The 24,873-nt window shown below is 41.7% G+C and carries 31 protein-coding genes; 4 read left to right on the forward strand and 27 right to left on the reverse strand.

Features of this window, described 5'->3' with window-relative positions:
- Positions 1–22: 22 nt before the first annotated feature.
- From AC4PHB_RS05225 to AC4PHB_RS05275, 11 genes are all read right to left on the reverse strand, one after another.
- On the reverse strand, positions 23–526 hold the full coding sequence (locus AC4PHB_RS05225) for a GAF domain-containing protein (protein ID WP_492137568.1): 504 nt from the start codon (positions 524–526) through the stop codon (positions 23–25).
- Positions 527–537: 11 nt separating this feature from the next.
- Positions 538–1,014, reverse strand: a complete 477-nt coding sequence (gene msrA, locus AC4PHB_RS05230) for a peptide-methionine (S)-S-oxide reductase MsrA (RefSeq protein WP_492137569.1) — start codon at positions 1,012–1,014, stop codon at positions 538–540.
- A gap of 18 nt (positions 1,015–1,032) precedes the next feature.
- Entirely contained in the window at positions 1,033–1,722 is a 690-nt protein-coding gene (locus tag AC4PHB_RS05235) for an LrgB family protein (protein WP_492137570.1), read from the reverse strand.
- A complete protein-coding gene (locus tag AC4PHB_RS05240; protein WP_492137571.1) occupies positions 1,719–2,087 on the reverse strand; it encodes a CidA/LrgA family protein in 369 nt (122 codons plus the stop codon). Before AC4PHB_RS05240 ends, AC4PHB_RS05235 begins: the two co-directional genes overlap by 4 nt.
- A 56-nt stretch (positions 2,088–2,143) precedes the next feature.
- Positions 2,144–2,635: a ferritin family protein gene (locus AC4PHB_RS05245; protein ID WP_492137572.1), complete on the reverse strand. Its 492-nt coding sequence runs from the start codon at positions 2,633–2,635 to the stop codon at positions 2,144–2,146.
- 68 nt (positions 2,636–2,703) lie between these two features.
- Positions 2,704–4,053, reverse strand: a complete 1,350-nt coding sequence (locus AC4PHB_RS05250; RefSeq protein WP_492137573.1) for a GTP pyrophosphokinase — start codon at positions 4,051–4,053, stop codon at positions 2,704–2,706.
- Positions 4,054–4,141: 88 nt separating this feature from the next.
- Complete coding sequence (locus AC4PHB_RS05255) at positions 4,142–5,239, reverse strand: NADH:ubiquinone reductase (Na(+)-transporting) subunit F (RefSeq protein WP_492137574.1); 1,098 nt, start codon at positions 5,237–5,239, stop codon at positions 4,142–4,144.
- A 12-nt stretch (positions 5,240–5,251) separates the two neighbouring features.
- On the reverse strand, positions 5,252–5,842 hold the full coding sequence (locus tag AC4PHB_RS05260) for an NADH:ubiquinone reductase (Na(+)-transporting) subunit E (RefSeq protein WP_492137575.1): 591 nt from the start codon (positions 5,840–5,842) through the stop codon (positions 5,252–5,254).
- Positions 5,839–6,459, reverse strand: coding sequence for an NADH:ubiquinone reductase (Na(+)-transporting) subunit D (locus tag AC4PHB_RS05265; protein ID WP_333687805.1), 621 nt, complete (start codon positions 6,457–6,459; stop codon positions 5,839–5,841). Before AC4PHB_RS05265 ends, AC4PHB_RS05260 begins: the two co-directional genes overlap by 4 nt.
- Positions 6,460–6,462: 3 nt before the next feature.
- Entirely contained in the window at positions 6,463–7,053 is a 591-nt protein-coding gene (locus AC4PHB_RS05270) for an RnfABCDGE type electron transport complex subunit G (RefSeq protein ID WP_492137576.1), read from the reverse strand.
- The gene (locus tag AC4PHB_RS05275; protein ID WP_492137577.1) at positions 7,050–8,018 is read right to left on the reverse strand and encodes an RnfABCDGE type electron transport complex subunit D; all 969 of its coding nucleotides are present in this window, start codon (positions 8,016–8,018) and stop codon (positions 7,050–7,052) included. The genes AC4PHB_RS05270 and AC4PHB_RS05275 overlap by 4 nt, the downstream gene beginning before the upstream one ends.
- A gap of 159 nt (positions 8,019–8,177) precedes the next feature.
- Here AC4PHB_RS05275 and namA point away from each other — a divergent pair, with 159 nt between their 5' ends.
- Positions 8,178–9,194: an NADPH dehydrogenase NamA gene (namA, locus tag AC4PHB_RS05280; RefSeq protein ID WP_492137578.1), complete on the forward strand. Its 1,017-nt coding sequence runs from the start codon at positions 8,178–8,180 to the stop codon at positions 9,192–9,194.
- Between the two features lie 175 nt (positions 9,195–9,369).
- On the opposite strand, the gene AC4PHB_RS05285 is transcribed toward namA, so the two are convergent.
- From AC4PHB_RS05285 to AC4PHB_RS05295, 3 genes are all read right to left on the reverse strand, one after another.
- Entirely contained in the window at positions 9,370–10,116 is a 747-nt protein-coding gene (locus AC4PHB_RS05285; RefSeq protein WP_492137579.1) for a peptidylprolyl isomerase, read from the reverse strand.
- A 75-nt stretch (positions 10,117–10,191) separates the two neighbouring features.
- Entirely contained in the window at positions 10,192–10,389 is a 198-nt protein-coding gene (locus AC4PHB_RS05290; protein WP_492137580.1) for a cold-shock protein, read from the reverse strand.
- Positions 10,390–10,584: 195 nt separating this feature from the next.
- Entirely contained in the window at positions 10,585–11,055 is a 471-nt protein-coding gene (locus AC4PHB_RS05295; RefSeq protein WP_492137581.1) for a methylglyoxal synthase, read from the reverse strand.
- 123 nt (positions 11,056–11,178) lie between these two features.
- On the opposite strand from AC4PHB_RS05295, the gene AC4PHB_RS05300 reads away from it, so the two are divergent.
- Entirely contained in the window at positions 11,179–11,670 is a 492-nt protein-coding gene (locus AC4PHB_RS05300; protein ID WP_492137582.1) for a hypothetical protein, read from the forward strand.
- 10 nt (positions 11,671–11,680) lie between these two features.
- Here the strand turns inward: AC4PHB_RS05300 and AC4PHB_RS05305 are convergent, their stop codons facing one another.
- Entirely contained in the window at positions 11,681–12,406 is a 726-nt protein-coding gene (locus tag AC4PHB_RS05305) for an acyl-[acyl-carrier-protein] thioesterase (RefSeq protein ID WP_492137583.1), read from the reverse strand.
- A gap of 122 nt (positions 12,407–12,528) precedes the next feature.
- Here AC4PHB_RS05305 and AC4PHB_RS05310 point away from each other — a divergent pair, with 122 nt between their 5' ends.
- Positions 12,529–12,933, forward strand: a complete 405-nt coding sequence (locus AC4PHB_RS05310; RefSeq protein ID WP_492137584.1) for a DUF4332 domain-containing protein — start codon at positions 12,529–12,531, stop codon at positions 12,931–12,933.
- An 87-nt stretch (positions 12,934–13,020) separates the two neighbouring features.
- On the forward strand, positions 13,021–14,583 hold the full coding sequence (locus tag AC4PHB_RS05315) for a helicase HerA-like domain-containing protein (RefSeq protein ID WP_492137585.1): 1,563 nt from the start codon (positions 13,021–13,023) through the stop codon (positions 14,581–14,583).
- A gap of 149 nt (positions 14,584–14,732) precedes the next feature.
- On the opposite strand, the gene AC4PHB_RS05320 is transcribed toward AC4PHB_RS05315, so the two are convergent.
- The 12 genes from AC4PHB_RS05320 to AC4PHB_RS05375 form a co-directional block, all read right to left on the reverse strand.
- A complete protein-coding gene (locus AC4PHB_RS05320) occupies positions 14,733–15,080 on the reverse strand; it encodes a DUF192 domain-containing protein (protein ID WP_492137586.1) in 348 nt (115 codons plus the stop codon).
- Positions 15,070–17,055, reverse strand: a complete 1,986-nt coding sequence (locus tag AC4PHB_RS05325; RefSeq protein WP_492137587.1) for a VWA domain-containing protein — start codon at positions 17,053–17,055, stop codon at positions 15,070–15,072. The genes AC4PHB_RS05320 and AC4PHB_RS05325 overlap by 11 nt, the downstream gene beginning before the upstream one ends.
- A gap of 15 nt (positions 17,056–17,070) precedes the next feature.
- On the reverse strand, positions 17,071–17,991 hold the full coding sequence (locus AC4PHB_RS05330; RefSeq protein ID WP_492137588.1) for a type II secretion system F family protein: 921 nt from the start codon (positions 17,989–17,991) through the stop codon (positions 17,071–17,073).
- Between the two features lie 12 nt (positions 17,992–18,003).
- Positions 18,004–18,960 (reverse strand): type II secretion system F family protein, encoded by a 957-nt coding sequence (locus AC4PHB_RS05335; RefSeq protein ID WP_492137589.1) that lies wholly within the window; start codon positions 18,958–18,960, stop codon positions 18,004–18,006.
- A gap of 1 nt (position 18,961) precedes the next feature.
- Complete coding sequence (locus AC4PHB_RS05340; protein WP_492137590.1) at positions 18,962–20,332, reverse strand: TadA family conjugal transfer-associated ATPase; 1,371 nt, start codon at positions 20,330–20,332, stop codon at positions 18,962–18,964.
- 14 nt (positions 20,333–20,346) lie between these two features.
- Positions 20,347–21,525 carry a CpaE/TadZ family protein gene (locus tag AC4PHB_RS05345; protein ID WP_492137591.1) on the reverse strand — a complete coding sequence of 393 codons (1,179 nt, stop codon included), beginning with the start codon at positions 21,523–21,525 and terminating at the stop codon, positions 20,347–20,349.
- A 5-nt stretch (positions 21,526–21,530) separates the two neighbouring features.
- Positions 21,531–22,274: a Flp pilus assembly protein CpaB gene (gene cpaB, locus AC4PHB_RS05350; RefSeq protein WP_492137592.1), complete on the reverse strand. Its 744-nt coding sequence runs from the start codon at positions 22,272–22,274 to the stop codon at positions 21,531–21,533.
- Between the two features lie 33 nt (positions 22,275–22,307).
- Positions 22,308–23,303 carry a pilus assembly protein TadG-related protein gene (locus AC4PHB_RS05355; protein ID WP_492137593.1) on the reverse strand — a complete coding sequence of 332 codons (996 nt, stop codon included), beginning with the start codon at positions 23,301–23,303 and terminating at the stop codon, positions 22,308–22,310.
- A 24-nt stretch (positions 23,304–23,327) separates the two neighbouring features.
- Positions 23,328–23,792 carry a TadE/TadG family type IV pilus assembly protein gene (locus tag AC4PHB_RS05360; protein WP_492137594.1) on the reverse strand — a complete coding sequence of 155 codons (465 nt, stop codon included), beginning with the start codon at positions 23,790–23,792 and terminating at the stop codon, positions 23,328–23,330.
- A 10-nt stretch (positions 23,793–23,802) separates the two neighbouring features.
- Entirely contained in the window at positions 23,803–24,360 is a 558-nt protein-coding gene (locus AC4PHB_RS05365; RefSeq protein ID WP_492137595.1) for an A24 family peptidase, read from the reverse strand.
- A gap of 5 nt (positions 24,361–24,365) precedes the next feature.
- Positions 24,366–24,539, reverse strand: a complete 174-nt coding sequence (locus tag AC4PHB_RS05370) for a Flp family type IVb pilin (protein ID WP_492137596.1) — start codon at positions 24,537–24,539, stop codon at positions 24,366–24,368.
- A 69-nt stretch (positions 24,540–24,608) separates the two neighbouring features.
- A complete protein-coding gene (locus tag AC4PHB_RS05375) occupies positions 24,609–24,779 on the reverse strand; it encodes a Flp family type IVb pilin (RefSeq protein WP_492137597.1) in 171 nt (56 codons plus the stop codon).
- Positions 24,780–24,873 lie beyond the last annotated feature (94 nt).

Genomic DNA, 24,873 nt, shown 5'->3' on the forward strand with positions numbered 1-24,873 from the left:
TACCGCACCCCTCGATGCAAGATTAGAAGCAGACCTTCGTCCAGTCAATATATAGATTCAACTGTTCAACAAATTTTTCAAAATACTCAGCATGAAGCTTAGTAAATCTCTCTTTCTTAGGACTATCCATGTCTAGTACCCCTAATACCTTGCCGTCCTTGATTATTGGCACCACAAGCTCAGAATTTGATGCAGAGTCACAGGCAATGTGGCCGGGGAATAAATGTACGTCAGGCACAAGCTGGATTTCTTTCGTTTCAGCTGCAGTCCCGCATACTCCCTTGCCAATGTCGATCCTGTTGCATGCCGGCAATCCCTGGAAGGGACCCAACACAAGCTGACCTCCCCTCATCAGGTAGAACCCCGACCAGTTCAGCTCGTCAACGCACGCATCGATTATAGCAGATGCGTTTGATAGGTTGGCAAGCTCGTCCTTTTCAGAGCTTAACTGCCCCTTCAGAAGCATTAACATATACTTCAGTCTTTCCTCTTCGTTCATGTTTTTGATTGGATCTAGCTTGAACAAAATGATCACTCCTATGCATTTAAATTTATATGACAATAGCCAAATGGATTTTTCTTCAGATAATCCTGGTGATAATCCTCTGCAGGATAGTAATATGACAAAGGCACCAGCTCAGTAATCAATGGACTTTTATGCTTCATTTGGACATCCTTCAATACCTCTTTTGCAACAACTGCATCCTCTTCATCAACATAGTATATACCTGTCCTGTACTGGGTTCCAATATCATTGCCCTGTCTGTTCATAAGTGTTGGATCTATTATTCTGAAAAATTTTTCGAGGAGATATTTCAAGGCTACTTTCTCCTCATCATATCTTACGAATACAGTCTCTGCATGCCCAGTGGTACCTGTGCATACTGATCTGTAGTCAGGCTCTTTGGTCTTTCCGTTTGCGTAGCCAGTCTCAGTATAAACAACGCCCTCTATCCTGGAAAAATACTCCTGGACACCCCAAAAGCATCCTCCAGCAAGGTAAATATCCTTCATAATGAACACCCCCTTATGTTAAAGAAACCACATTATAACCGGTATCAGAAAAACTGTTATTATTCCTGCTACCCCTATGGATAAGGAACTCATCGCTCCCTCAACCTCTCCTACCTCCATTGCCTTCGCAGTACCTACTGCATGTGATGCGGTCCCCATGGCTATACCCTTGGCAATCGGGTTTCTAATACCAAAGGCATCGATTATTTTAATCCCGGCAATAAAGCCTGATATCCCTGTAATCGAGACAAAAGTAGCAGTCAGTGACGGATTGCCGCCCAGTACTGCTGATATCTCTATTGCAATAGGCGTAGTTGTTGACTTTGGAACCATGGAAGCTACTAGAACTGCATCGAGATTTAACAGTCTTCCAAGTATTATGATGGATGCCACACCAGCAACTGACCCAACTGCAATCCCTGCAAGAATAGGCATCAGGTTGCTCTTTAGAAGCTCCCATTGTCTATATAGTGGGACTGCAAGAACAACAGTGGCAGGTCCAAGGAAGAATGTTATCATTGCACCGCCTTTATTATAGGTTTGATAATCCACACCCAAGAGTGTAAGGATAGTTATTACTATCACCATAGCCACTAGGAGAGGATTCATTATCGCCAGTCGTGTTCTCTTTGCAACTAAAAGCCCTAAAGAATAGGCAAGAATCGATACCCCAACTCCAAAAACGGGGGTACCCAGGTATTGGATCATATCTGGTCACCGCCTTTTTTTTCATTTCTTTGAAGCATCCATTGTACTGTCCTTCCTGAGGTGACCATTACAACTATTAGGCTTACGAAAATAATTATAAATATCTTGATCACATTGCCCTTAAATAGATAAGCTACTGTCATCACTCCTACTATTGAGGGAACGAATAAGAATGACAAATGCCCCAGAAGAACTTCTGTCACCCTTTCAACATTCTCAAGCTTCAAAACACCAGTTACGAGGAGAATTAGTAATAGCATCATGCCAAGGACATTTCCCGGAAGCGCAAGACCAAACAAACCCTGCAGGGTTTGTCCAATCCAAAGTAATAGCAGGATAATTCCCAGTTGTTTTAATTCTGTCATTTCATGTCAATCCTTTCATACAAAGAAATAACAGGGAAGCCCCTGTTATCTTGCTGTTAATACGGTGCAAAGTTTTGCTCGTCCCACCAATCTTTCCTATACATATCATATTGCTCAGTGAATTGGTTCAAGTGTACGTATTCCCACTTGATCAATGTATCGTATAGATTCGCGGCAGCTTCGAATTTTGTGTTTTCTTTAGCTTTTCTGTAGAACTCAATAGAGTCCTTCTCCATTTGCATCCCAATACCGAAAACTGACATAGCCAGAGCAATCATATCTACGTCCATCTTTTCCCATTTATATATTCCCGGCGAAGGCAGCTCTGTGTTGAATGCCAATTCAAAATCCTCCGAAGGATTCTCCTTGATTTTATTGAATAGCTGCTTTAGATACTCTACATGCTTGAGTTCCTCATTGGCAAGCTCCAGAAATGCTTCCTTACTGCCTCCAGAAATTGCTTTTTCAGAAGCCAGTTTGTAGAATTCGTAGCCTTCTACCTCATTCAAAATGGCTTGTTTTATTACATCCAACTCTTCCTTATACATGTAAACACCTCTTTTTGATTTATTTGATATTGTTTTACCCAATTTCCAATAAAACTCACTCTATTTTTTTAATAGTGATATTGATAAGCTAATATCTGGTTCTTAACGTCTTTTCTTTTTGCCAGCCATTCATCATATCCATTTATAGGTCCAATCAGGTGCAATAGCTGATTCCCCAAGCCCTGGATAGTTACCAGATTGATAAAGTCGATGCTTGCCTCATCCTTAAATGCCTCATAGATAAATTCCATAAGCTGAGCTTCCATTTCAAGTTTCTCTTCATCATTCAGTCTCATACCTTCCATAGCTCGTCTTATGATATCCTGGAAGCTGTATCTCAGATAGTGCATAAAGCCCTCGAAATCTTCTGCTCTGGTGCCTTCCTCTATTTCAAAAATTATCTTAAAAAACAGATTCCATCTGAAGTCCCGATTTATGACCTGAAGGATCCTGCTTCCAAGTTTTCTCGTGAAATCATCATTATAAAAAATCTCACGTTCAAAATCTATATAGGTGTTGAAATCTATAGCCCGCTTTCCTATGTCGTTCAGCCTGTTCAATATCCTCAGAAAGCTTTCGGAATAGCTGCCGTTTCCGTCCTCAGACCTGGAAAAAATAAAGTTGACTATTACGTCGCTGGATTTCTTGAAATCAAGTACGAAACCTACCTCCTGACGTACCTTTACTATGTATATGTCGTGGATCGTCTTTGAAAGAAGGCTTTTTAGCTGCGCCTTCTTAGTAGGAGTAGAGCTGGCATCCATACTGCTTAAATGATTGTATATAAGCATAAGCTGCCTGTCGATCATGGTCAGATTATCTTTGATCGACGACATGATATCCCTGAAGAAGTCCTCAGTAAGCATATAGTTAAAGTTCTTGTACAATACCCTGTGGTCGATGTCTCCCCAAAATACGTTAACCATGGACTTTATCTGAAGCTCAAAGTTTACAACTATCCCATCCTTCTCATACCTGCCGTCGATCTTGTATATCTCAAATCCATTCTTCTGGATCTGCGGCTGTTTCTCTTCTAGATTAAGGGATATGCTTTCATTAAGTGGGTTGGAGTAATATCCTCCCTCCTGCTGAAGGCTGAAAAGTCTTAGAATATCCTGATATATCTTAGCTTCATCCTCGATAAACCGGCACTCTATACGAAAACCGATAAGGTCTGACAGGTCCTCAACAAGGCTCTCAGGAGAATCATACTTCATGTAAAAGTTGTGTCTCAGAATCTTTTCCTTAAGACTTTCAGCAGATTTTATCCTGTAGTTTACATTCAAAAAATGGTCCTTAATAAAAAGACTGTCATTGAAGAATTTCTCCAGCTCACCGGCAACTCTGTTGAGTACTTCAGATTTCCCTTCAATAAGCTCCAGGGTCTTGTCAATAAAATCAAACAGTTCCAGTTTCATCTTTACCCTCCCCTTAGGATCTAAGATGATTATATCATATCACTGCATTCCAGGCATTATAAAGTCCCCCGATTTTAGGGGGACCCTTTTAGAATTTATCGTAGAATATTAGCGCCTCAGGCATTCCCTTATTCATGAGAGATGTTACCACACTGTCTATCATTGCAGCGTTTCCACAGAGGTAAGCCTCTTTGTTCTCACCTGTATCAAGCAGCTTATCGATAGCATTGTTGACCCTGCCCTTTTGGCCCTCCCAAACCTCACCCTCGGATACTCTTGACAGAGTAGGAACGAATGTAAAGTCATACAAGGTCTCCTCAAGTTCCTTGAAATAATCCAACATAAAGAGGTCGCTGGTAGTCTTGGCACCGAAATAGAATGTAGCCTTTCGCTTGATGTCGTTTGTCCGCATGTAGTTCAGTATGGAAAGAATGGGAGCTACCCCTGTTCCTGTAGCAACCATAACCATATCCCTATCGGTATCCTGATAGTAAAATTCTCCGAAAGGCCCATTTATTAGGACCTTGTTGCCTACCTCAAGGTGATGGTGCACATAGGTCGTTGCAATACCCTCTGGAACATAGCCGATGACAAGCTCGAAGTACCCCTGTTCTGTAGGCGAGGAAGCGATCGAGTAGGCTCTGTAGACCTCTTCATCATTTCCTTCATACAACGGAGCTTTAAGCTGTACGTACTGACCTGGCTTGAAATTGAACTCCTCTCCCTCGGGAAGCTGGAACCTGAGCTTCTTGATAGTATCCGTAAGGTCTACGATGTCAATGACAGTCGTCTCAAACTCCTTGACGTTGAAAAGCTCCTCAGGTATTTCGATCTTTATGTCCTGCTTCACCTTGCACTGGCAGGAAAGCCTTACATGATCTGTCACCTCATCCTCTGAAAGAAAGGGCAACTCGGTTGCCAGTACAGGACCTCCTCCATCGAGGATCTTAACCTTGCAATATCCACATGTGGCTTTTCCACCACATGCAGAGGGTATAAAGATCTTTTCAGCAGTAAGAGATGCTAATAGTGAAGAGCCACCCTCAATGTCGTATTCTTTTTCATCGTTGATTGTAAGCTTTACGATTCCATAGTTATTTATTGTCCTGTCGGCAATTGTAAGGAGTACAGCAAATAATGCAGTTATAACTGTGATAAACGCGGTTGAGATCAAAATATTGTCCAAATCGATCCCCCCTTATGATATCTGAACTATCCCTGAGAATCCGATGAAGGCAAGAGCCATGATACCGGTTATTATCAGGGTAATTCCAGGTCCCTCAAGACCCTTAGGGACGCTCGATCTTTTTAGTCTTTGCCTGATACCTGCAAGAGCAACGATAGCCATCGTCCACCCAATCCCTGAACCAACTGCAAAACCGAAGGATTGCAGGAAAGTATACTGTCTTATTACCATGAACAAAGAAACTCCAAGTATTGCACAGTTGACTGTTATCAATGGAAGGAATATACCGAGTGCATAGTAAAGGTTAGGTATATACCTCTCAAGGATCATTTCAATAAGCTGTACAAAGGCAGCTATACTGATGATGAACACAATAAATCTTAGAAACTCAAGATTAAAGGGTACAAGGATATATTCATATACCAGATAGTTGATAACGGTAGTTCCAGCCAGAACGAAAGTTACTGCCTGACCAAGACCAAGGGATGTATTGATTTCCTTGGAAACAGCAATGAAAGAGCACATTCCCAGGAAATTGGACAATATCATGTTGTTTGTGAATATCGCCGCTATAAATATAACTATTGGGTTTACATCTATCATGATTTAGCCACCTCCTTGCTCTTCTTATCCTGAATGTTGTGAGTGATCCAGATAACTATTGCCAGTAGGAAGAATGCACTTGGTGGCATTATCATGATCGTCCATGATGTCCACCAGTCTCCCAAAATTCTTATTCCAAATAAGGTTCCAAAGCCCATAAGCTCCCTGAAGAAGGCAATGAATAGAAGTACAGCCGTGTAGCCAAGACCATTTGCTATCCCATCAATGAACGAGGGGATCGGTTTGTTCTTTTGAGCATAGGCTTCAGCTCTTCCCATAATGATACAGTTTGTTATAATAAGTCCTACATATGGACCAAGTGCCTTGCTAAGCTCAGGCATGAACGCCTTAAGGTAGATGTCAACCATAATTACGTAAGCAGCGATTATAAGTACCTGGACCATCATTCTGATATGCTTAGGTGTAAACTGCCTTATTGCTGATATCGTGAAGGACGATAGTGCCGTTACAAATGTAAGTCCTATCCCCATTACAAGGGAATTCAGCATAAGGTTTGTTACTGCCAAGGCTGAACAGATTCCGATCAGCTGCCTGAATACAGGGTTATCGACCCATAGCCCCATAGATAGTATGTTTTTTGCGGTTTGCTTTGCCATGGTCTATTCCCCCTTTCTCTCAGCCAGGAAGTTATGGATATCTTCGTTGAGAAATGTTGAAACTGACTTTGATGTCAATGTTGCACCAGCGACAGCATCAACATTGCCGCCTGCTACCGGTCTGTAGGTTATGTAACCACCCTCTGAAGCACTGGACACGTCCAGATCCCTGAATTGCCCCAGGAACTCCTCTTCTCCTATACGACCCCCAAGACCTGGCGTCTCATTTTGCGCTATTATTGCCAGCCCCAGGATCGTACTGTAATCCTCAGAGATCCCCACATACGTCTCTATGCCGCCCCATAACCCGGGACCCTCTGCAGGAAATGCATACCCGACGGTCTGTCCGTCTTCTTTGTAAATAAATACATCTCCATCCTGGGTTATCTTATCCTCGAATACTGCGTTTACAACCTCTGCGCTGTTGTCTACAACAGGAATATTGAAAACATACAGTATCTTTCTTTGGAGCTCAAGCTCCATATTCTGTTGGACCCTTTCTGCTGTCCCAAACTCCATGAAAGCCAGAATAAAGGTAAAAATCGCTGTCAATAGTGACATGAATACTATTGGGTAAAGAAATGACTTTTTCATGCTGTCACCTCTTTCTTTTCAGCTGCCTTCACTTTCTTATTCTTCTTATATGCATTTACTGCCTCATCGATTATTGGAGCAAAGGTATTGCCAATAAGGATCGCAAACATTACTCCACCTGCAAAAAGTGCAAAGCCTCTTATTATGACGGTTACAACACCTATCAGTATCCCATATATCCACCTACCCTCCTTGGTTTTAGGTGAGGAAACAGGATCTGTTGCCATAAATACAGTTCCAAACAATAGACCACCTGCCAAAAGGCCAAACATTGGGTTTGGAACCTGCTGGATACCTGCCATGAAAAGAGCAGTGCTCAACACCAGGAAGCCGGTAATACAGCCTGCCATAGTCTCCCAGGAAGCTACCTTCTTGTAGATCAGATAAGCTCCTGCAAGGATTATGAGAATGGCGCTGGTTTCTCCAATCGAGCCTGATATATTCCCGAGTAGGAGGTTAAATATCGGCTCCATTGCGCCGGAGTCCCTATACGCCAGCATTGGAGTAGCACTAGATACCATCTCCACTGTCTCGTTGAGATAGGTTCCAAATCCTCCGGGGAAGCCTGTAGATACACTTGTCCAATGTATGGTCAGTGGTTCCGGGAAGGAAACATAAATAAAAGCCCTGCCTACCAAAGCCGGGTTGAAAATATTTTTCCCGAAGCCTCCAAATACCATCTTGCCGAAGAATACGCCAAAAACAATCCCTACCGCAGCAATCCAAAAAGGAGTTGATGGCGGAAGAGTCATGGTGTAGAGGATACAGGTCACAAAAATAGCCTCTGAAATCTTCTTTTTGTTTTTCTTCTCATAGATATACTCTGTGCCAATACCGAAGGCATGCACTACAAGAAATAACAATAATACCCGTAAACCAAAGAAATATGTAGCCGCTGCCATGATTGGGATGAGGGATACGATGACCGTTCTCATCATTTTCTGCTTAGTGAAATATTTTGCCAATAGACCGGAAAACAAAAGATCACCTCCGTTGATGTTATGTAATGATTCTCATACACTATTAATACCACATTTTACCTTATTTATTCAATAGACTATAGGTCCCTCATATAGATGTTAGTGATATTATTTTTGTGGTATAAATAAATTCGAGGTGATTAAATGAAAGTATTTGAAGGCTTCAATATAAAGGATATGGAGCTTAGAAACAGGATAGTCATGCCGCCAATGTGCATGTACTCATCGGATGACACAGGCATTGTCAAGGAATTCCACAGGATGCACTACGGGGCACGAGCCTATGGCGGAACTGCCCTTGTTATACAGGAAGCTACTGCAGTAGAGCCAAGAGGCAGGATATCGGATAAGGATCTTGGGATATGGTCTGATGAGCATATCGAGGGGCTTAAGGAGCTTGTCGATATCGTAAGGAGTCACGGAGCCAGATCAGGCATACAGCTGGCCCACGCTGGCAGAAAATGTGCTGTCAGCGATGAGGATATAATAGGTCCCTCCTCTTTTGCATATGACGACCAGTACGCTGTGCCTAGGGAAATGAACGCTGAGGACATAAAAGAGGTAGTGTCGGGCTTTAAAAAAGCAGCCGAAAGAGCTCTTAAGGCTGGATACGACCTTCTTGAGATCCATGGTGCTCACGGGTACCTTATCCATGAATTCCTCTCTCCTCTGACCAACAAGAGAACAGATCGATATGGTGGAAGTCTAGGCAACAGAGTAAGACTGCTGTCAGAGATAATCGATGCAGTAAAAGAGGTCTGGCCTGAGGAAAAACCGCTTATACTCAGAGTATCGGCTACCGACTACGCAGAGGGCGGAATCGACGGTGATATGATCTGTGAAATTGTAGATCTTGTAAAGGACAGGCTGGATATGATCCATGTCAGCTCAGGAGGCCTGGTGCCTGCGGATATGGAGCTTTACCCTGGGTATCAGGTAAAGTTTGCTGAGAAGATAAAGAAGGAGTGCAACATTCCTACCATCGCAGTTGGACTGATTGAGGATATTCAAACGGTAGAATTTATACTTTGCAGTGAAAAGGCTGATCTGGTTGCCTTAGGCAGAGAGATCCTGAGAAATCCAAATTGGGTCCTGAACAACCTTCATAAGCAGGGAATCAAATATAGATATCCGGAGCAGTATTTTAGAGCATATAGATGACAAATGATAGTGAATAGTTAGCAGTGAATAGTGAATAGTGAAATTCAATAAGTAGGGTCGACCTATGGTCGTCCCTACTTTTTTTCCAACTCTTCCAACATTCCAACTTCTATGAGATCCCTCCATTACAGTCGGGATGACAACAAATTGTGAAATGTGAACTGAAAATTGTGAATTACTTAATCTCCACCTTATAAACTTCCTTAAGGCTATTGATCTTTTCCATATATCTCGTTTCTTGTTTTCTAAGGATGACCTGCTTTTCTACTTCTTCCCTAGAATCCTCGAATGAGGCATCTCTGGCTTCGTTTCTCTCGTCAAGCCTTATAATGTGATATCCAAATTGGGTCTTAACAGGATCTGAAATTTCTCCAAGCTCCATATTGAAGGCAGCTTCCTCGAACTCAGGAACCATCTGTCCTCTTCCGAACTCGCCCAATGCTCCTCCAACCTCACTGGAAGGGCAGCTTGAGTAGCTCTTTGCAGCATCCTCGAAGCTAATGCCGCCCTTTAGCTCCTCTACTATCTCCTTCGCTCTGTTCTCGTCAGCTACCAGGATATGGCTGGCCTTGACCATCTCAGGCTGGTTGAAAAGGTGTTTGTTTTCAGCAAAATAATTTTTAAGCTCCTCTTCTTCAGCAGTTACTCCGGTTATAAGCTTATTAAATGCATATCCCTTCAAAAGACTTATCTTAGTTGCCTGCAGCACCTGATCAAACTCCTCTTCCTTTTCAAAGTCGTTCTCAATTGCATCCAAGTAAAGAAGCTCTTGGTTAACCATTTCATCTATGACTCTATTTATACCCTCAGGTGATTGAAACTGCATTGCCATTTGAGGACCCATTTCGTTTAGAAACTTCATTACATCCCCTCTTGTTATTTCCTTGCCGTTTACCACTGCTACTGCTAAATGCTCACTCATTCGATTTCTCCTTTATTCATAGTTTTCTCCACATAATAGAAAACCTCCCTGTTGCGGGAGGTTTAGAGGCTTAAATTAAAGTATTGTTATTTCTTCAGCTTGCAAGCCTTTTTGTCCTTCAACTACGTTGAACTCAACAGCTTGTCCTTCTTCAAGAGTCTTAAAGCCATCTTTACGGATTTGTGAGTAGTGTGCGAAAACGTCGTTTCCTTGTTCAGTAGTAATAAATCCAAATCCTTTTTCTGCGTTGAACCATTTTACTGTACCCTTCATTTCATAACCTCCAAAATTTATTTCTTTAATTCATGTAACCGTAAAACAATAAATTTGAGTTATGATCCGATAAGGCCAACCAAAATATTGTTACTGTGTTATCACTACTGAATTAAAGCTCAAGTCAATAATAACACTAAAATACCCATTTTGCAAGGGTAATTTTGTAAATTAACTAATTATTTAATTAATTTGTTATTTGTCAAAAAGCTTTACTCTGTCCTTCAATGCACCCTCGAAATCATATACTCTTCTTTCGTATTCCTCATCCATTAAAGGTGATGAAAGTAGAAAATCAGCAGTAGCTCTGTTGTTTGCCACAGGGATATCGTAAAGTACAGCTATCCTTAAAAGAGCCTTTACATCCGGATCATGAGGCTGCGCTTCCAAGGGATCCCAGAAGAATATCATAAAGTCGATCTCTCCCTCTGCTATCCTGGCACCTATTTGTTGATCTCCACCCATTGGTCCCGACTTATAGCCCTTAACCCTCAGTCCTGTCTTTCCCTCAATAAGCCTTGCTGTAGTTCCGGTTCCCATAAGCTGATGCTTTTCCAGAATGTCCTTCCTCTCCCCAACCCACTGTATAAGCTCCTTCTTCATGTTATCATGAGCTATAAGAGCAATCTTCTTTCTTCTTTCCATCTTTGCACCTTTATTTTCCATCACCTTACCTCCAATCTTCAGTTAAAAGCCTAAACAATATTTTTTGTAAAGTACCTTAAGTACTTTAATATTTCAATCCATGGTGATACAATATATCCATAATCATATATGAGGAGTGATATTATGAATCCAATGATTGCAAAGTTCGTATCCCAAGGCTTTATGACAGAGGAACAGGGACAATATATCGAGGACGCCATAATGAGAAAGGAATCAATAGTTGTATCAGGTCATCGTTCAGCCGGCATAAGACCTTTGATGGCATCCCTTATGGCGGTTGCAAAGGCAGCCTTTCCAAGCATTCAGGTCAAGGGCTTTGAAGACCTTCAGGCTGAGGCTGAATTCTTCCTTATCCCAGGCATAGACGGACTTGACTTCGAAAAGCTCATCGGTGATGCCATAGCAGTTGAAAATACTGCCTTTGTCTCCCTTAAGGAGCCAGAGCATCCCGTATCCCTTATGAAGGTCATGAAGGCCAATTATAAGGCTGGTAAGGGTATCGGAAAAAGGATACACACACTTGAGTGCATCAAGGTCGACAACGTACCTGTACTAGACAAAATCACTGAAATGATGCTTGATGAAAGCGGAAAAATCCAGAAAAAGGACCTATAATGGTCCTTTTTTACTTCCACTCCGTCATTCCAAGGGCATTTGTCTCCCCGTCTACAGAGATCAGATGAAGGAAACGGACCCCATTAACAGGATCAACTGCCAAGCTGCTCCTTACAGTGTCGCCAAGGAGTACCTCCTTTTTGTAGTTGACTGCCAGTCTCTTTAGGTCCTTATTCCCCAACACGTCCTCAGGGACCTGCTCAAGCATCCACTCGATGTACCTGATATTATTTACGTGATTGTTGTTGTCGATATCGCTTTTTCTCGTTGAGATAGTCCTTCCTTCTATTGCATCCATAGGCTTAAGATCTGTATACCCATCAAAGCCATGCTCTTCAATGAAGCTGTATTTCTCCTGGATCTCTTTGGGGATCCTTATGGGTCTCTTTTTCTTCATATCGAGGAATATCCATTGGGTGCTTGCCTTTGCCAGGAGGTTCCCATCATCGTCCTCCATGTTGAATTCTCTTGTAGCATAGAACCTATCAAAACTTGATGTCCAGGTCCTTATAATTACTTTTTCCTTTGCTTGGGGAAGCTTAATGAATTCTGCCTCCCATCTGTTCAGCATCCAGCCATAGCCATTTGCATTAAGGAGCTTGTGCCCTACCCCCAGGCTGTCGCTATGCCAGGACGATGTCTCCGCCATATATGAAAGGACTATTTCAGGCCTTAATATTCCCTTTGGATCGGTATCAAAGTAAGGAATCAGGAATTCCTTTGTGAATTTCGTCATATCTATCCCTCCAAGGGAATTATAACAAATGTTAAGCTGAAATGACAATAATTTTGGTTAAATGTTAGAAACTGCAAATTTGTGGTATAAATTGAGTAACAAATAGGCGAAGGGGGTATATTATGGCAAAAATTGAGGCAATTCAAGGCATCGGAGCAGCTTATGCAGCAAAGCTTGTCGAGGCGGGAATAGCGAAAACGGAGCAGCTACTGGAAGCTGCAGCAGATAAAAAAGGCAGAACTAAGCTGGCCAAAGAAACAGGCATAAGTGAAAAGCTCATACTTACGTGGGTCAACCATTGCGATCTTTACAGAGTCAAGGGTATCGGACCACAGTATGCTGAAGTTCTCGAAGCAGCAGGAGTAGATTCAGTCCCAGAGCTTGCAACAAGAAAAGCAGATACTCTTCTTAAGAAGATGAAGGAAGTTAATGCAGAAAAGAATCTTGTAAGAGGATTACCAGCTCAAAAGCAGGTTGAAAACTGGATACTTAGAGCAAAGGCGCTGCCTAAGGTCGTCAAGCACTAACAAGAGGCTACCTCAGGTAGCTTCTTTTTATTTGATAATTGGCAATTGCTGTAATACAATTAAGAAAAGGGTTTAAGGAGGGATCGTATGACAGAAGGCTACAGCTTCGTAATTGGAAAAGGTGAAAACAAGGTCGAGCTTCTATCAAGAATGAGCAACAGGCACGGTCTTATTGCCGGAGCCACCGGTACAGGTAAGACCATAACACTAAAGGTCATGGCTGAGCATTTCAGCTCTATTGGAGTGCCTGTATTTCTTGCTGACGTAAAGGGGGATTTGGCCAGCCTTGCAGAGCCAGGCACTGAAAACCCCAAGCTAAAGGAAAGAGTCGATTTTATTGGTCTGGATAACTTCATTTATCAATCCTACCCTGTAAGATTGTGGGATGTATTTGGTGAGCTAGGTCATCCAGTTAGAACTACAATAAGTGAAATGGGACCTCTACTTCTTTCGAGACTGCTTGGACTTAATGACACGCAAGAAGGAGTTCTTTCAATAGTTTTCAGACTTGCTGACGATATGGGCCTGCTCCTTATAGACCTTAAGGACCTCAGATCCATGCTACAGTATGTTGGAGAAAACGCGAAGAATATTACCTTGGAGTATGGCAATGTATCTGCACAATCGATAGGAGCAATCCAAAGGTCACTTCTAAGGCTTGAGGATCAGGGAGGAAATATCTTTTTCGGAGAGCCTGCACTTGATATAAGGGACTTCATGATGACTGACCATACAGGTAAGGGTATGATCAATATCCTTGCTGCTGAGAAGTTGTTCCACTCACCTACTCTATACTCCACATTCCTTCTTTGGATGCTTTCTGAGCTGTTTGAGGAGCTTCCCGAGGTTGGAGATCTTCCTCAGCCTAAGATAGTATTTTTCTTTGACGAAGCTCATCTTTTGTTCGAGAATGCTCCAAGAGTACTGATGGAAAAAATCGAGCAGGTAGTAAGGCTTATCCGTTCCAAGGGCGTCGGAGTATTCTTTATAACCCAAAATCCGATAGATATTCCTGATAAGGTTCTCGGCCAGCTTGGCAACAGAGTCCAGCATGCTCTAAGAGCCTACACGCCTCGAGATGAAAGAGCAGTTAAGTCTGCAGCCGACACCTTCAGACAAAATCCAGCCTTTAAAGTCGAGGATGTCATCACTGAGCTTAAGACCGGAGAAGCACTTGTATCCTTCCTTGATACAGAAGGAAGACCTTCCATCGTCGAGAGAGCATTAATATCACCTCCGAAGAGCCTTATGGGTACTATTACCCCCGAAAAGAGAAGCAGTCTGATACTCTCCTCTCCTATGGGAACAAAATACTCTGAGCTGGTTGACAGAGAATCAGCCTATGAGCTTCTCCAAAGCAAGGTCGAACAAAGAATGGCTGAGGAAAAGGAAGCCGAGGAGCAAAAACGCCTCGAGAAGGAACAAAAGGAACTGGAAAAGCAAAGACTTGCTGAAGAAAAGGCTGCTGAAAAAGCTCGTAAGGAAGAGGAGAAAAAACAAATAGCTGAAGAAAAGGAAAAAGAAAAAGCCTGGAAGAATAATCCTCTCGGCAAGGTTGCTAAAACCACCATGAATACAGTTACTGGCGATATTGGCAGAAAGATCGCCAGAGGATTGCTTGGCGGGATCACGAAAGGGCTATTTAAATAATTGACAATGGACAATTGACAATTGACAATTGACAATGAAAAACAGATCCTTCGTTGCACTCAGGATGGCAGCTCCATTCAGAGTACTACAAAGGATCTGGTTTTTTCTTAGCTCTTAGTTCTTGTCTCTTATCTTGCGACCGCAGGTCGCTACTCATTCGGAACAACATGCACCCTGTCCCCTTCCTTAACCTTACCTCGAAATACTCCTGCAGATGCTTCGATAACATAGGCAGATTTCAGGATAAGAGGACCAAGTCTGTCAGGCTTTATTGAGTCAACTACCTTAAGCACGATGTTTTTCTTATCAACATACAAAACATCGATGGCGAATTTCATCCTGTAAGTGTGGATCGAATTACAGGGTCGTATTATAAGCCCTTCTCCTTGAGAAAGCGAGTTCATACCAAGAAGGCCTCTCAATCTCTTAGCATAATTATCTGCAAGCTTCAGCTTGTCAAGGATGACCTCTCCATTTACAACAAGACTATATTCCATTGGTCCTCCCCTCCAGAATATCCCTTCCTGCCTCATCCTCTTTTCTTTTGCCCTTTTTATCTGCACTGTAAAGGAATCTATAACCGCCAGAAGAAAACTCATCACCATCGTAAAGCTTGATTTCTGTCGATATTCCACCCTTATTCTCAATTATCCCAGGCATTGTACAGGAAACTACAGTATAAGCAATGGCTTTCTTGGAGAATAACCTCTTCCAACCGAGAAGGAATTTCTTGCCTTCAATAAGCATTTTTCTTTGGATGACTATATCATATTTGAACCTATCGCTCTCAAGGTATTCCTGAGCCTTACTTGTCTTATCAAAGCTTAGTATGATCGACTCCCTTTTAAGCTTCCTAAGCCCCAACTCCTTCTTAGTCTCAGGTTGATCCTCCCTCCATATCTGGAGAGTACCTCTAAGCTTTGATGACGGAGATATCAACATCCCATACAGCAACAATCCAAAAATATAAATAAATAAAGGAAAAACAATAAATATCAAGCCTAAAACAGCAAGCGTCAACAGGTTCTCCTGAGCTCTTTTTACAAGACTGCCAAGTAAACCAACCGCTTCTAGCTTATACGAGGCTGATCCATTGATTACATCAGTTTCAGGATAAAGTGTCCCAAAGCTAAAGGAATAATCGTATATTCCCTTTTCTGCTTCTTCAGGAAGATCTATCAGTATATTAGTATCTAGAACTGACCCGGGAGCAGTTTCAATTTGATTTGATTTCAAAGAACCCTCTCCATCTGATATAGCAACTGTAACGACCTCTTTAAAAGGTGAACGATTTTCTATAGTAACTGGAAATATTGCTGTATCGCCCATTCTAACCCAAATATTACTTGTTTTCTGAGATATGGCTACTGAACCTGGCTTTGCAACCATAATATCTCCCAACTCACGAGTCAGTTCATAGGGTTCTCCCTTGTATTCCAGCTTGGCGTGAAGTGTTGCCTTTCCCTTAAATTCCTCAGCAAATATAATCCTGTTGGACCATCTTCCATCCCCAGCACGTACATCATCATTTGCAGGAAGTCCATTGTCAAACAGCTCCAAAGCCTCAATGATACCTCCCTCTCGTTCAATTACCAGTTCTATCTTTTCTACTTTAAGATAAAGCCCGTGCGCAACAGATTGATTGCCTATCATAATTGATGCAACAGCTGTTTCGAACTCACCAAGGCGATATCCCTCAGTTTTTGGCCAAAACTCATTGTTTAGAACAGGCTTAAGGTTTGATGACTGGATTATTGCAGGAGCCAGTAGCTCTTTAATAAGGAGATCTCTGGATTTCAGGACCTGGATCAAATTGGCATCCAGCTCTGCGGAATCTTTGTATATCCTGACGTCTCCGCCAGTATCTGCAGCCAGTCTGTTCAGCACCTCAACATCTATACCTTCACTAAAGCCAATTGAATATACAGGAAATTCATTCTCAGATATCACTGCTACCTCATTCCACAGGCCTGTCATATACTCATTCATCCTAACTGGATTTGCGGTAATATTGATTGGATCAGGATCAGGCCTGCCATCTGTAAGAAATATGATCTGCTTTCTAATATTTGCAACATACAGCTCCTCAAGCTGTTTACTTGCAGCAGCAAGAGCAGAGGTATAGTCCGTATCCCCCGTTCCCTGGAGTCTTCCAGTCAACTGAGCTTTCATGCCATCCCTAACTACCTGGCTCTCCAGCTTTGTCATAGGCACGACAAGGTCAACCTGACTGTTGAAGGTCACGATCCCCAGGTAATCCTCCGAACTCAGGAGGTCAATAAAAATATCAGCAACCTGGGATCTTAAAAGATCCGGGTCAGTATTAAGCATACTGCCAGAGGTATCGATTACAAGTGAAATAGCCAGCCGGTCAGTATTCAACTCCTCCAAAGGGCTGGCAAATAATATTGAAGAATTCAGTAAAAGTAAAAGTACTAATAAGGGTACAAATTTAGCTGTGCTGTTTTTCATGTCCACCACTCCTGCCTAAAACATGTCTGAGAATGCATCGATTATACGTATAACTGCAGGTCCAAGTATTACAATAAACAGTGCAGGCATCATAAAGAATACCAATGGGAACAATAGCTTTACAGGAACCTTCATGGCTGCCTGTTCCGCTCTTTGTCTCCTTCTTTGTCTCATGGATGTGGACTGCACCCTGAGCATATTGGCGATATTGCTTCCCAGCTGCTCGGATTGTATTACTGCGGTGATAAATGAGGAAAGATCCTCAACTCCTGTCCTATGATATATACCCCTAAGTGCTTCTTCTCTACTCCTTCCCTTATTCATTTCATCCAGTGCTCTTTTAATCTCATCCGAAAGAGGACCGGGCATCTTCTCAGTCGTCCTCTTTAGTGCCATATCAAATCCAAGTCCCGCCTCAACAGATACAAAAATCAAATCCATCATGTCAGGCAGCTTCTTCTGTATCTTTGTCTGCCTTGCTCTAGCTTTTATCAGCATAAAGTACCAGGGTAGAATAAATCCAGCTATTGCCAGAAGCACTAATATACCTGGCTGTACATAGCTTCCAACAACACTTTGAAGCATATAGTAAACAGCAGGAACTATTATTGCTACCATAAACATGATTGCCATAAGTCGGTTAGCAGTCATCCTATTGGGTGAACCTGCATAGGCTATTGTCCTTTCCAATCCTTGAGTGATTCCATGGGGAGTAGCCTTGCCCAGGAAGGATGTGAATTTCTGATAAGCAGGTCTTATGACTCTGTCAGCAAAGGGCTCATCGAGGACATACTCGTCTTGATGGTCCACAAAGTCTTTTTTCAGATCCTCAAGCTTTTCTTTTACTGTCTCTCTTCTTCTGAAGAGTAAACCATATAATATCAAAACAATATAAGCCACAAAGACTATAACAAGAAGGTAAACTAAATATTTCATGTCCTCACCTGCCTAAATCTCGATATTGGCGATCCTTAACATCAGGAATCCACCAACTATCTGCATTAATACTGCTCCTATTACAGCATATATACCTATTCTATTATTGAATAACTCCAATATATAATCCGGATTGGTTAAAAGCATAGTCAATGTGACTCCAATTGGTAACAACGATATCACTATTGCTGAAAACATATTCTGAGAAGTTAGTGTCTTAACCTCTCCTCTTATCCTAGCTCTATCTCTTATTGTCGCGGCAATTGTATCGAGGATCTCTGCCAGGTTTCCTCCAACCTTTCGCTGGATGATAAGTGCTGTAACGAACATATCTATATCATCATCGTCAGTTCGCTCTGAAAAATCCATCAGGGCATCATCCAGTGTCTTACCGATCGAGTTATCCCTGATGATCTTTAAGAGTTCATCCCTGATAGGTGAATCCATCTCAGTTGCCGCTACATTCATAGCCTGGGTAAAGCTAAAGCCTGCCCTAAGTCCATTGGATACTATTGTAAGAGCATCTGGAAGCTGGCTGTTTAGCTTCTTCATCCTCCTCTTCTTGATGGAGCTGACTACCAAATCGGGGAGCTTAAAGCCAATCAGAAATCCAAGTATTCCAAGAAACCACATATTTGATGATACGAAAAGCAGCAATCCCAATCCAATACCTACTAATAATGACATCCCAACGAACTCCTCAGGTCTCATAAACACATATGCCTGAAGTAGCTTTTTCCTTACTCCCTCAAGATATGTTTTTCTTGAAAGAGTGTTGCTGACTCCTCGTATAATACTGAGGAAAAACTCCTTAAGTGACAAGGGTTCTTCGACGACCATTTCGGCATCCTTAGTATAAAGGTCAAGTCTCTCTGCTATAGATAACCGCTTTGAAAACGCTACAGAATATACCCCTAAAAATATAAATAGAATAGTAAGAAAGGCTGATAAAAGAATTAGATATTGCATATCACATCCTCCTTTCAGCCTGGAATACAGATGCTGGTATCGTCTCACCGTATGCCTTGAGCTTATCCATAAACTTAGGAACTATACCCGTCGGCATATGCTTTCCAACGACATTGCCGCCCTCGTCAAAGCCTTCCTGGTTGAATATATAAAGATCCTGAAGGGTTATGGTTTCAGCCTCCATACCTACTATCTCCGTAACCTTCATTATCTTTCTGGTACCATCAGTAAGACGGGCACAGAATACTATCAGGTTGATTGCTGAGGATATTTGTTCTCTGATAGCTCTTGAGGGGAGCTCCATCCCTGACATCATTACCATGGTCTCAAGTCTTCCGAGAGTATCTCTTGGATTATTGGCGTGGATGGTGGTTATTGAACCATCATGACCGGTATTCATTGCCTGAAGCATATCCAGGGCCTCGCCGCCTCTGACCTCACCTACGATGATCCTGTCCGGTCTCATACGAAGTGAATTTATAACAAGATCCCTTATTGCAACATGACCCTTGCCCTCAATGTTAGGAGGTCTGCTTTCAAGGGATACTACATGCTCCTGCTTCAGCTGAAGCTCTGCAGCATCCTCTATGGTAACTATCCTTTCGTTGTTTGGAATGAAGTCTGAGATAACGTTAAGGAGCGTGGTTTTACCACTGCCTGTACCTCCTGCAACGATTATGTTTATCCTTCCCCTTACACACGCCCTCAGCATTTTAGCTATATCCTGATTAAGCGTTCCAAAGCCTATAAGGTCTTCCAAGGTATAAGGGTCGACTGCAAACTTACGAATAGTTATAGTTGGCCCCTTGATGGACAATGGCGGAATAATTACATTAACACGGGAGCCGTCAGGAAGACGACCATCCACCATAGGTGAGCTTTCATCTACCCTTCTTCCGAGAGGAGAAATTATCTTGTCAATGGTGTGCATTATGTGGTTGTCGTCCCTGAAGTTGACCTCAGTCTTGTAGATCTTGCCTCCGCGCTCAATGAACACTGCCTCCGGCGAATTTACCATTACCTCAGTTACAGTAGGGTCATTAATCAAAGGTGTTATCGGGCCATATCCGAATACCTCGTCCATAACATAGCCTGCAACCCTTTGCTTGTCACCAAAGGAAAGATTTCTCTTGGTTTCCAAAAGTATATCGTTGATTATTTTATTCGTGTCCTCAAGTACCTGCTTTTTATAAAGCTTGTCCGGACTTTCTGATGTTGCAGATATGGTCTCGATTACCCTAGCCAGAGCCTCATTGGTAATCTCGTCCAGCTCACGCTTCTTCCTAGCAGAGGCGTCTCCAGTGATAAGAGTTTGCCTTTGTGCCTCTTCGTTCTGCTTCAAATTCTTAAAGTTAAAGGAACCATTTCCCATGGTTTCACCTCCCCTTATTTGCTGCCGTTGGTGCCAAACTCAGAAACTATCTTCTTAGCCAGTGCTCCAAAGGATTTTCCTACAGCGCTCCTTGGCTTGGATATTACTATTGGAATTCCACTGTTTAAAGACAAGGTAGCCAGCTTGTAATCAGCGTCAATTGACGCATAGAGATCCTGTCCAAGGGTACTTTCAACATCCTTGTTCTTTATCTGACTGGAAGAATCAGCCCTATTTAATAATACCTTTATCTTGTTCTTTGGAAAATTCAATTCATGAAGCGTCAATATCGAAGCCTTGATATTTCGAAGTGTTGAAATTTCAGGAGTTGTGACCATCAATAGAAGGTCTGCTGCCTGGAATGCAGGGTTGACCGGCTCGTAGAACCTTGCCGGCATATCTACTACAACATAATCGAAGGCTCCCTGAAGTGCCCTCAAAATTACCTCTATATGATCTGCGCTTACGAACTCATTTATCTGTGGCTTTGCATTGGCCGGAAGAACCTTTATACCTGATTCGTGAGGTATTAGATATGATTCTATTACATCCTGGTCGATATTTCTTATATCGTCTATTATATCCAGTATTGTAAACCTTGGAACCAAATTGAGCGCCAAAACAGTATTCCCAAAATCAAGATCCAGGTCAACAAGACACACTCTCTTGTCATTGTTTTGTGCTAATGCTACCGCCAGATTAGTGGAAATAAATGTCTTTCCTACTCCGCCCTTCGTGCTGAATATAGTTATTACATTGCCCTTGCTCCCTCTTCTCCTTCTTGAAGGAGCCGGAGTGTCCCTGTGGACCGTCTCCTTCTCCTTAACAAGCTGGTAGGCCCTATAGATAGAATCTACAAGCTTAGAAGAGCTGAAGGGAGATATTATTACATCCTTTGCACCTACGAATATGGCTTTGTACATTGTATCCTCAAGGAGCTGATTCTCAATAAGGATTATTGCAATCTCTGGATACTCCTTGGAAATAAAGTCCGCATATTCATAGCGGTCAAAGTCTACATTTATACCTAATAACAGTACATTCGGAAGCTTTTCGTTGATATAATAATTGGCTTCCTCAGAGTTTGATGCCTCACCCACAAGAGTGATGTAGTCTACCTTGGAAAGGGTCTCGGCTACCAAAGCCTTGTCATCGCTGCTTTTTTCTACCATCAATACCTTTATCTTATCCAAGTTCATCACCTCACTCTAAAGGATTCAAAGTTGTCGCTGCCATAATGATCCAGCTCGATGAGCTGATTGTCGATAGGATTTCTAAGTGTCAGATGAAAGCTTCCATTAAGGGTTGCCCAGGCAACTACCTCAGCCTGCTCTGGGTTAACAAGGATAGTAATAGAAGCCGGCTGCTGGACAGTCTCTTCTTCAGTTGGAGCCTTCCTCCCTCCTATTGCTACAACCTCAATGTTTTGAAGCTGAGTGTAGGTCATCTGGACTGTCTCTTCCTCCTCTTGGCCTGGAACATCGACCTCAAATTCATATGTTGCCAGAATGTCTACCTTATCCCCAACCTGGATATAGTTTGCCACACCTACAATCTCACTTACCGGTATGGCAACTGCTCTCATATTCTCAGGTATCCAGTAGGAAAGCCCTGCTTCTGATTCCTCGTTTACTATACGTCCGGCCAGAATCTGCTCTCCATTAATAATATCAGTCCGAGATATAGCACCTACGACTAATGCCATATCCTTAACTGCATCCGGATGCACGCCCTCAGAAGGTACTGAAGCCATCTGGACCATTTCCTGAGTGATCCTTACATGCTCCGGTATGGATGTTAGTGCCACAACCACTTCGGTATAGGAGGTTGCAGCTATCTCCTCAGGAGTTTTTTCCAGGGAGCTGATGTACCTGTTGAGGAAAAATATTGTGATGATTCCCAGTAATACTCCCACAAGGAGTATTTTTTTGTTCACCTTCATAGACTGCACCTCTTTCTATATTAGTTAATTTACTCACTCAACCAAGTTTGCATAACCACTGCCTGTGCTTATAAAGTCTTTAGGCAAATTTGTTATATCACTTAAGTCATATTCATCAATAAACCGCAATTCTAGTTCTGTTTGGTTGGATTTTTTTACACTTAGAAACGAGACCTTGAGTAAAACTAAATCTTGAGGTCTTAATATGTCCCCTTCTTTAAAGCCACCATTTTTTGCTGATCTAGGCACATTTTCATTCCCATTTTTATCAGTTACTAATACTGGGATAGGATTTTTTTCGTTTAAGTAACCTTCAATCAAGCTTTCTTCAAGGCTAAATAGATAGTATGTTGTTCCAACCGCTGGAGCAGGTTTAAATAAGTCCTCCATTATGGTTTTTAACTCAGATGTATCAATCTCTGACTTTGTATTACCATTACCTTGGTCAAGCACTATACCATCTGAATATAGTACCCCATAGTCTTTTTCTCCATACTCATCCTCAGATGTAAAAAAGTCGAACAGCTGTGATTTATCTCCTGGAGTTTTGTTTATCCTTAATAGCATATCTTCCTCCGTATAGATATATCCAGTATTTACAAGTGGAAGAGCTTGGCCATCCCAATATTGTCTGGCAACTGCTCTTGCAGATATCTCAGAACTGTCATTGCCCCAGATTCTTGAAAAAATACCTGGAACTGTAGCATCTATTTCCACCTCAATCTTAGTAGGATCGCTATTATACGGTGTTGTTGGATCAACGTCAAATAAATCGAAAGTTAAATTCCCCTTGTTGTTATTTGCTACCTGAACTGCGGTTGTTTCTGCAAGCGCTGTGTTATATAGCACCTGCGCTCCTGCCAATGCGGCTGCATCAGCTGCATTCTGGATATTTCGTTTTTGTACAGCAACGTAGCCATACTCCACTGATATAGCAGCAAAGCCCAAAAATACAGCCATTCCAACAGCAACAACAACTAAAACCTGACCCTTATTATTCTTTCTAAACCTAAATAATCTGTTTCTCATTTTTATCGCCCCCATTTACTGAAATCAAGGCCTATACTCATATCTCATTGTGGATGTTCCCTGTAGTACAAACGGTGTGTCCTTTTCTATTATTGCAGCTGCTCCTGGTGTAAAATTATCAAAACTTGGCACAGGAACTATTGCTTTGACTCGTACATTTGATAGAGTTACAGTTATACTATCTCCTGCATCCATCCCTGTATAACTGGAAGGTGATATAGTAACCGTAGGAGTCAGAGTAGTATCTCTAAACGCATGGCCACCAATAGAATCTAATACTATTGTTTCAACATCCGTCATAGGTGTTTTGACTGCAGCAGCTCTAGCTCCTTCTCTTGCTGCGTTAGTAACAGCAATCTGAACACTCAGGATCATGCTGAATTGAGCGATTCCAAGAACTATTATAACTAGTATAAGGAAAACAAGGACAAACTCTACCAAAGCCTGTCCTTTTCTGTTTTTTAAAAAAAATTGAATTTTTCTAAACATATCAACCACCTCATATCAGAAGTGCCATAATTGCTCCAATCCCAATTGCAACTCCATACGGGATATACTGCTTCTCCCAATTTATCTGTGAATCTAAAAGCCAGTCATTGAACTGCTTTAGTTTTTTATTTTCAAAGGTAAGTGTTAGTACAAACATTACTGGTTTTAATATGATTGCAAATACTCGTTTAAGAGTTATCAATAACTTCTTTTGCTTGATCAGAATTATGATAATAATTACTCCTCCAACAAGTCCTGAATATAAAGTGGTTAATAGTACAAACCTCCATCCTTTTAATGCTCCAATAGCTGCCACAAGTTTTACATCTCCACCTCCGAGTACACCGAATATAAATGGAAGTAGAAAAATAATTAATCCAAATAATACCCCAATTAAACTATTTAATAAGTGTTCATATCCATTAAACAAATAATTAACAACTGGATAAACTAAAATAATCGGTATTGTGATAAAGTTAGGAATTGTTTTATTTTTAAAATCAAAATAGCTTGAGGAAATAATTAAATATAGTAAAACAAAATATATTAAATATTTATAAGTTATCATTACCCCTACATAACCTCATTTGTAGTATCACTTATAAAGTCAAACAGATTGACAACTTCTAAACCAAATAATTCTAATGCACCGATAACCGCGAATAAAATTAGGGATATAATTAAACCATATTCTGCTAATCCCTGACCACTGATATTTTCATAAATCTTTTTAATGATACCTAGCATTAAATCAACTCCTAATTAGAATTAATTGTCGATGCCCATTGCTGGGCAACGACAATTAACAATCAAGTACTAGTTCAACTCACCAGCAATATTGTTAAAAAGAGTATCTATTGCTCCAGCTATAGCATCAAATCCTCCAAGTGCAACCACTGCGAGAGCAATCAGAGCTATAATCAACCCATACTCTACCAATCCTTGCCCTTCCTCGTCCTTCCACAATCTACGTAATAAGTTCAACATTTCTTATCCTCCTTTTCAATTTGTTCCAACAAACCTACAATAAACACATCTCCATCGTTCACTTCATCCGACCACCCCACTAAAGTAATTGGGT

The sequence above is a fragment of the Gudongella sp. QWL-04 genome (assembly GCF_058683975.1).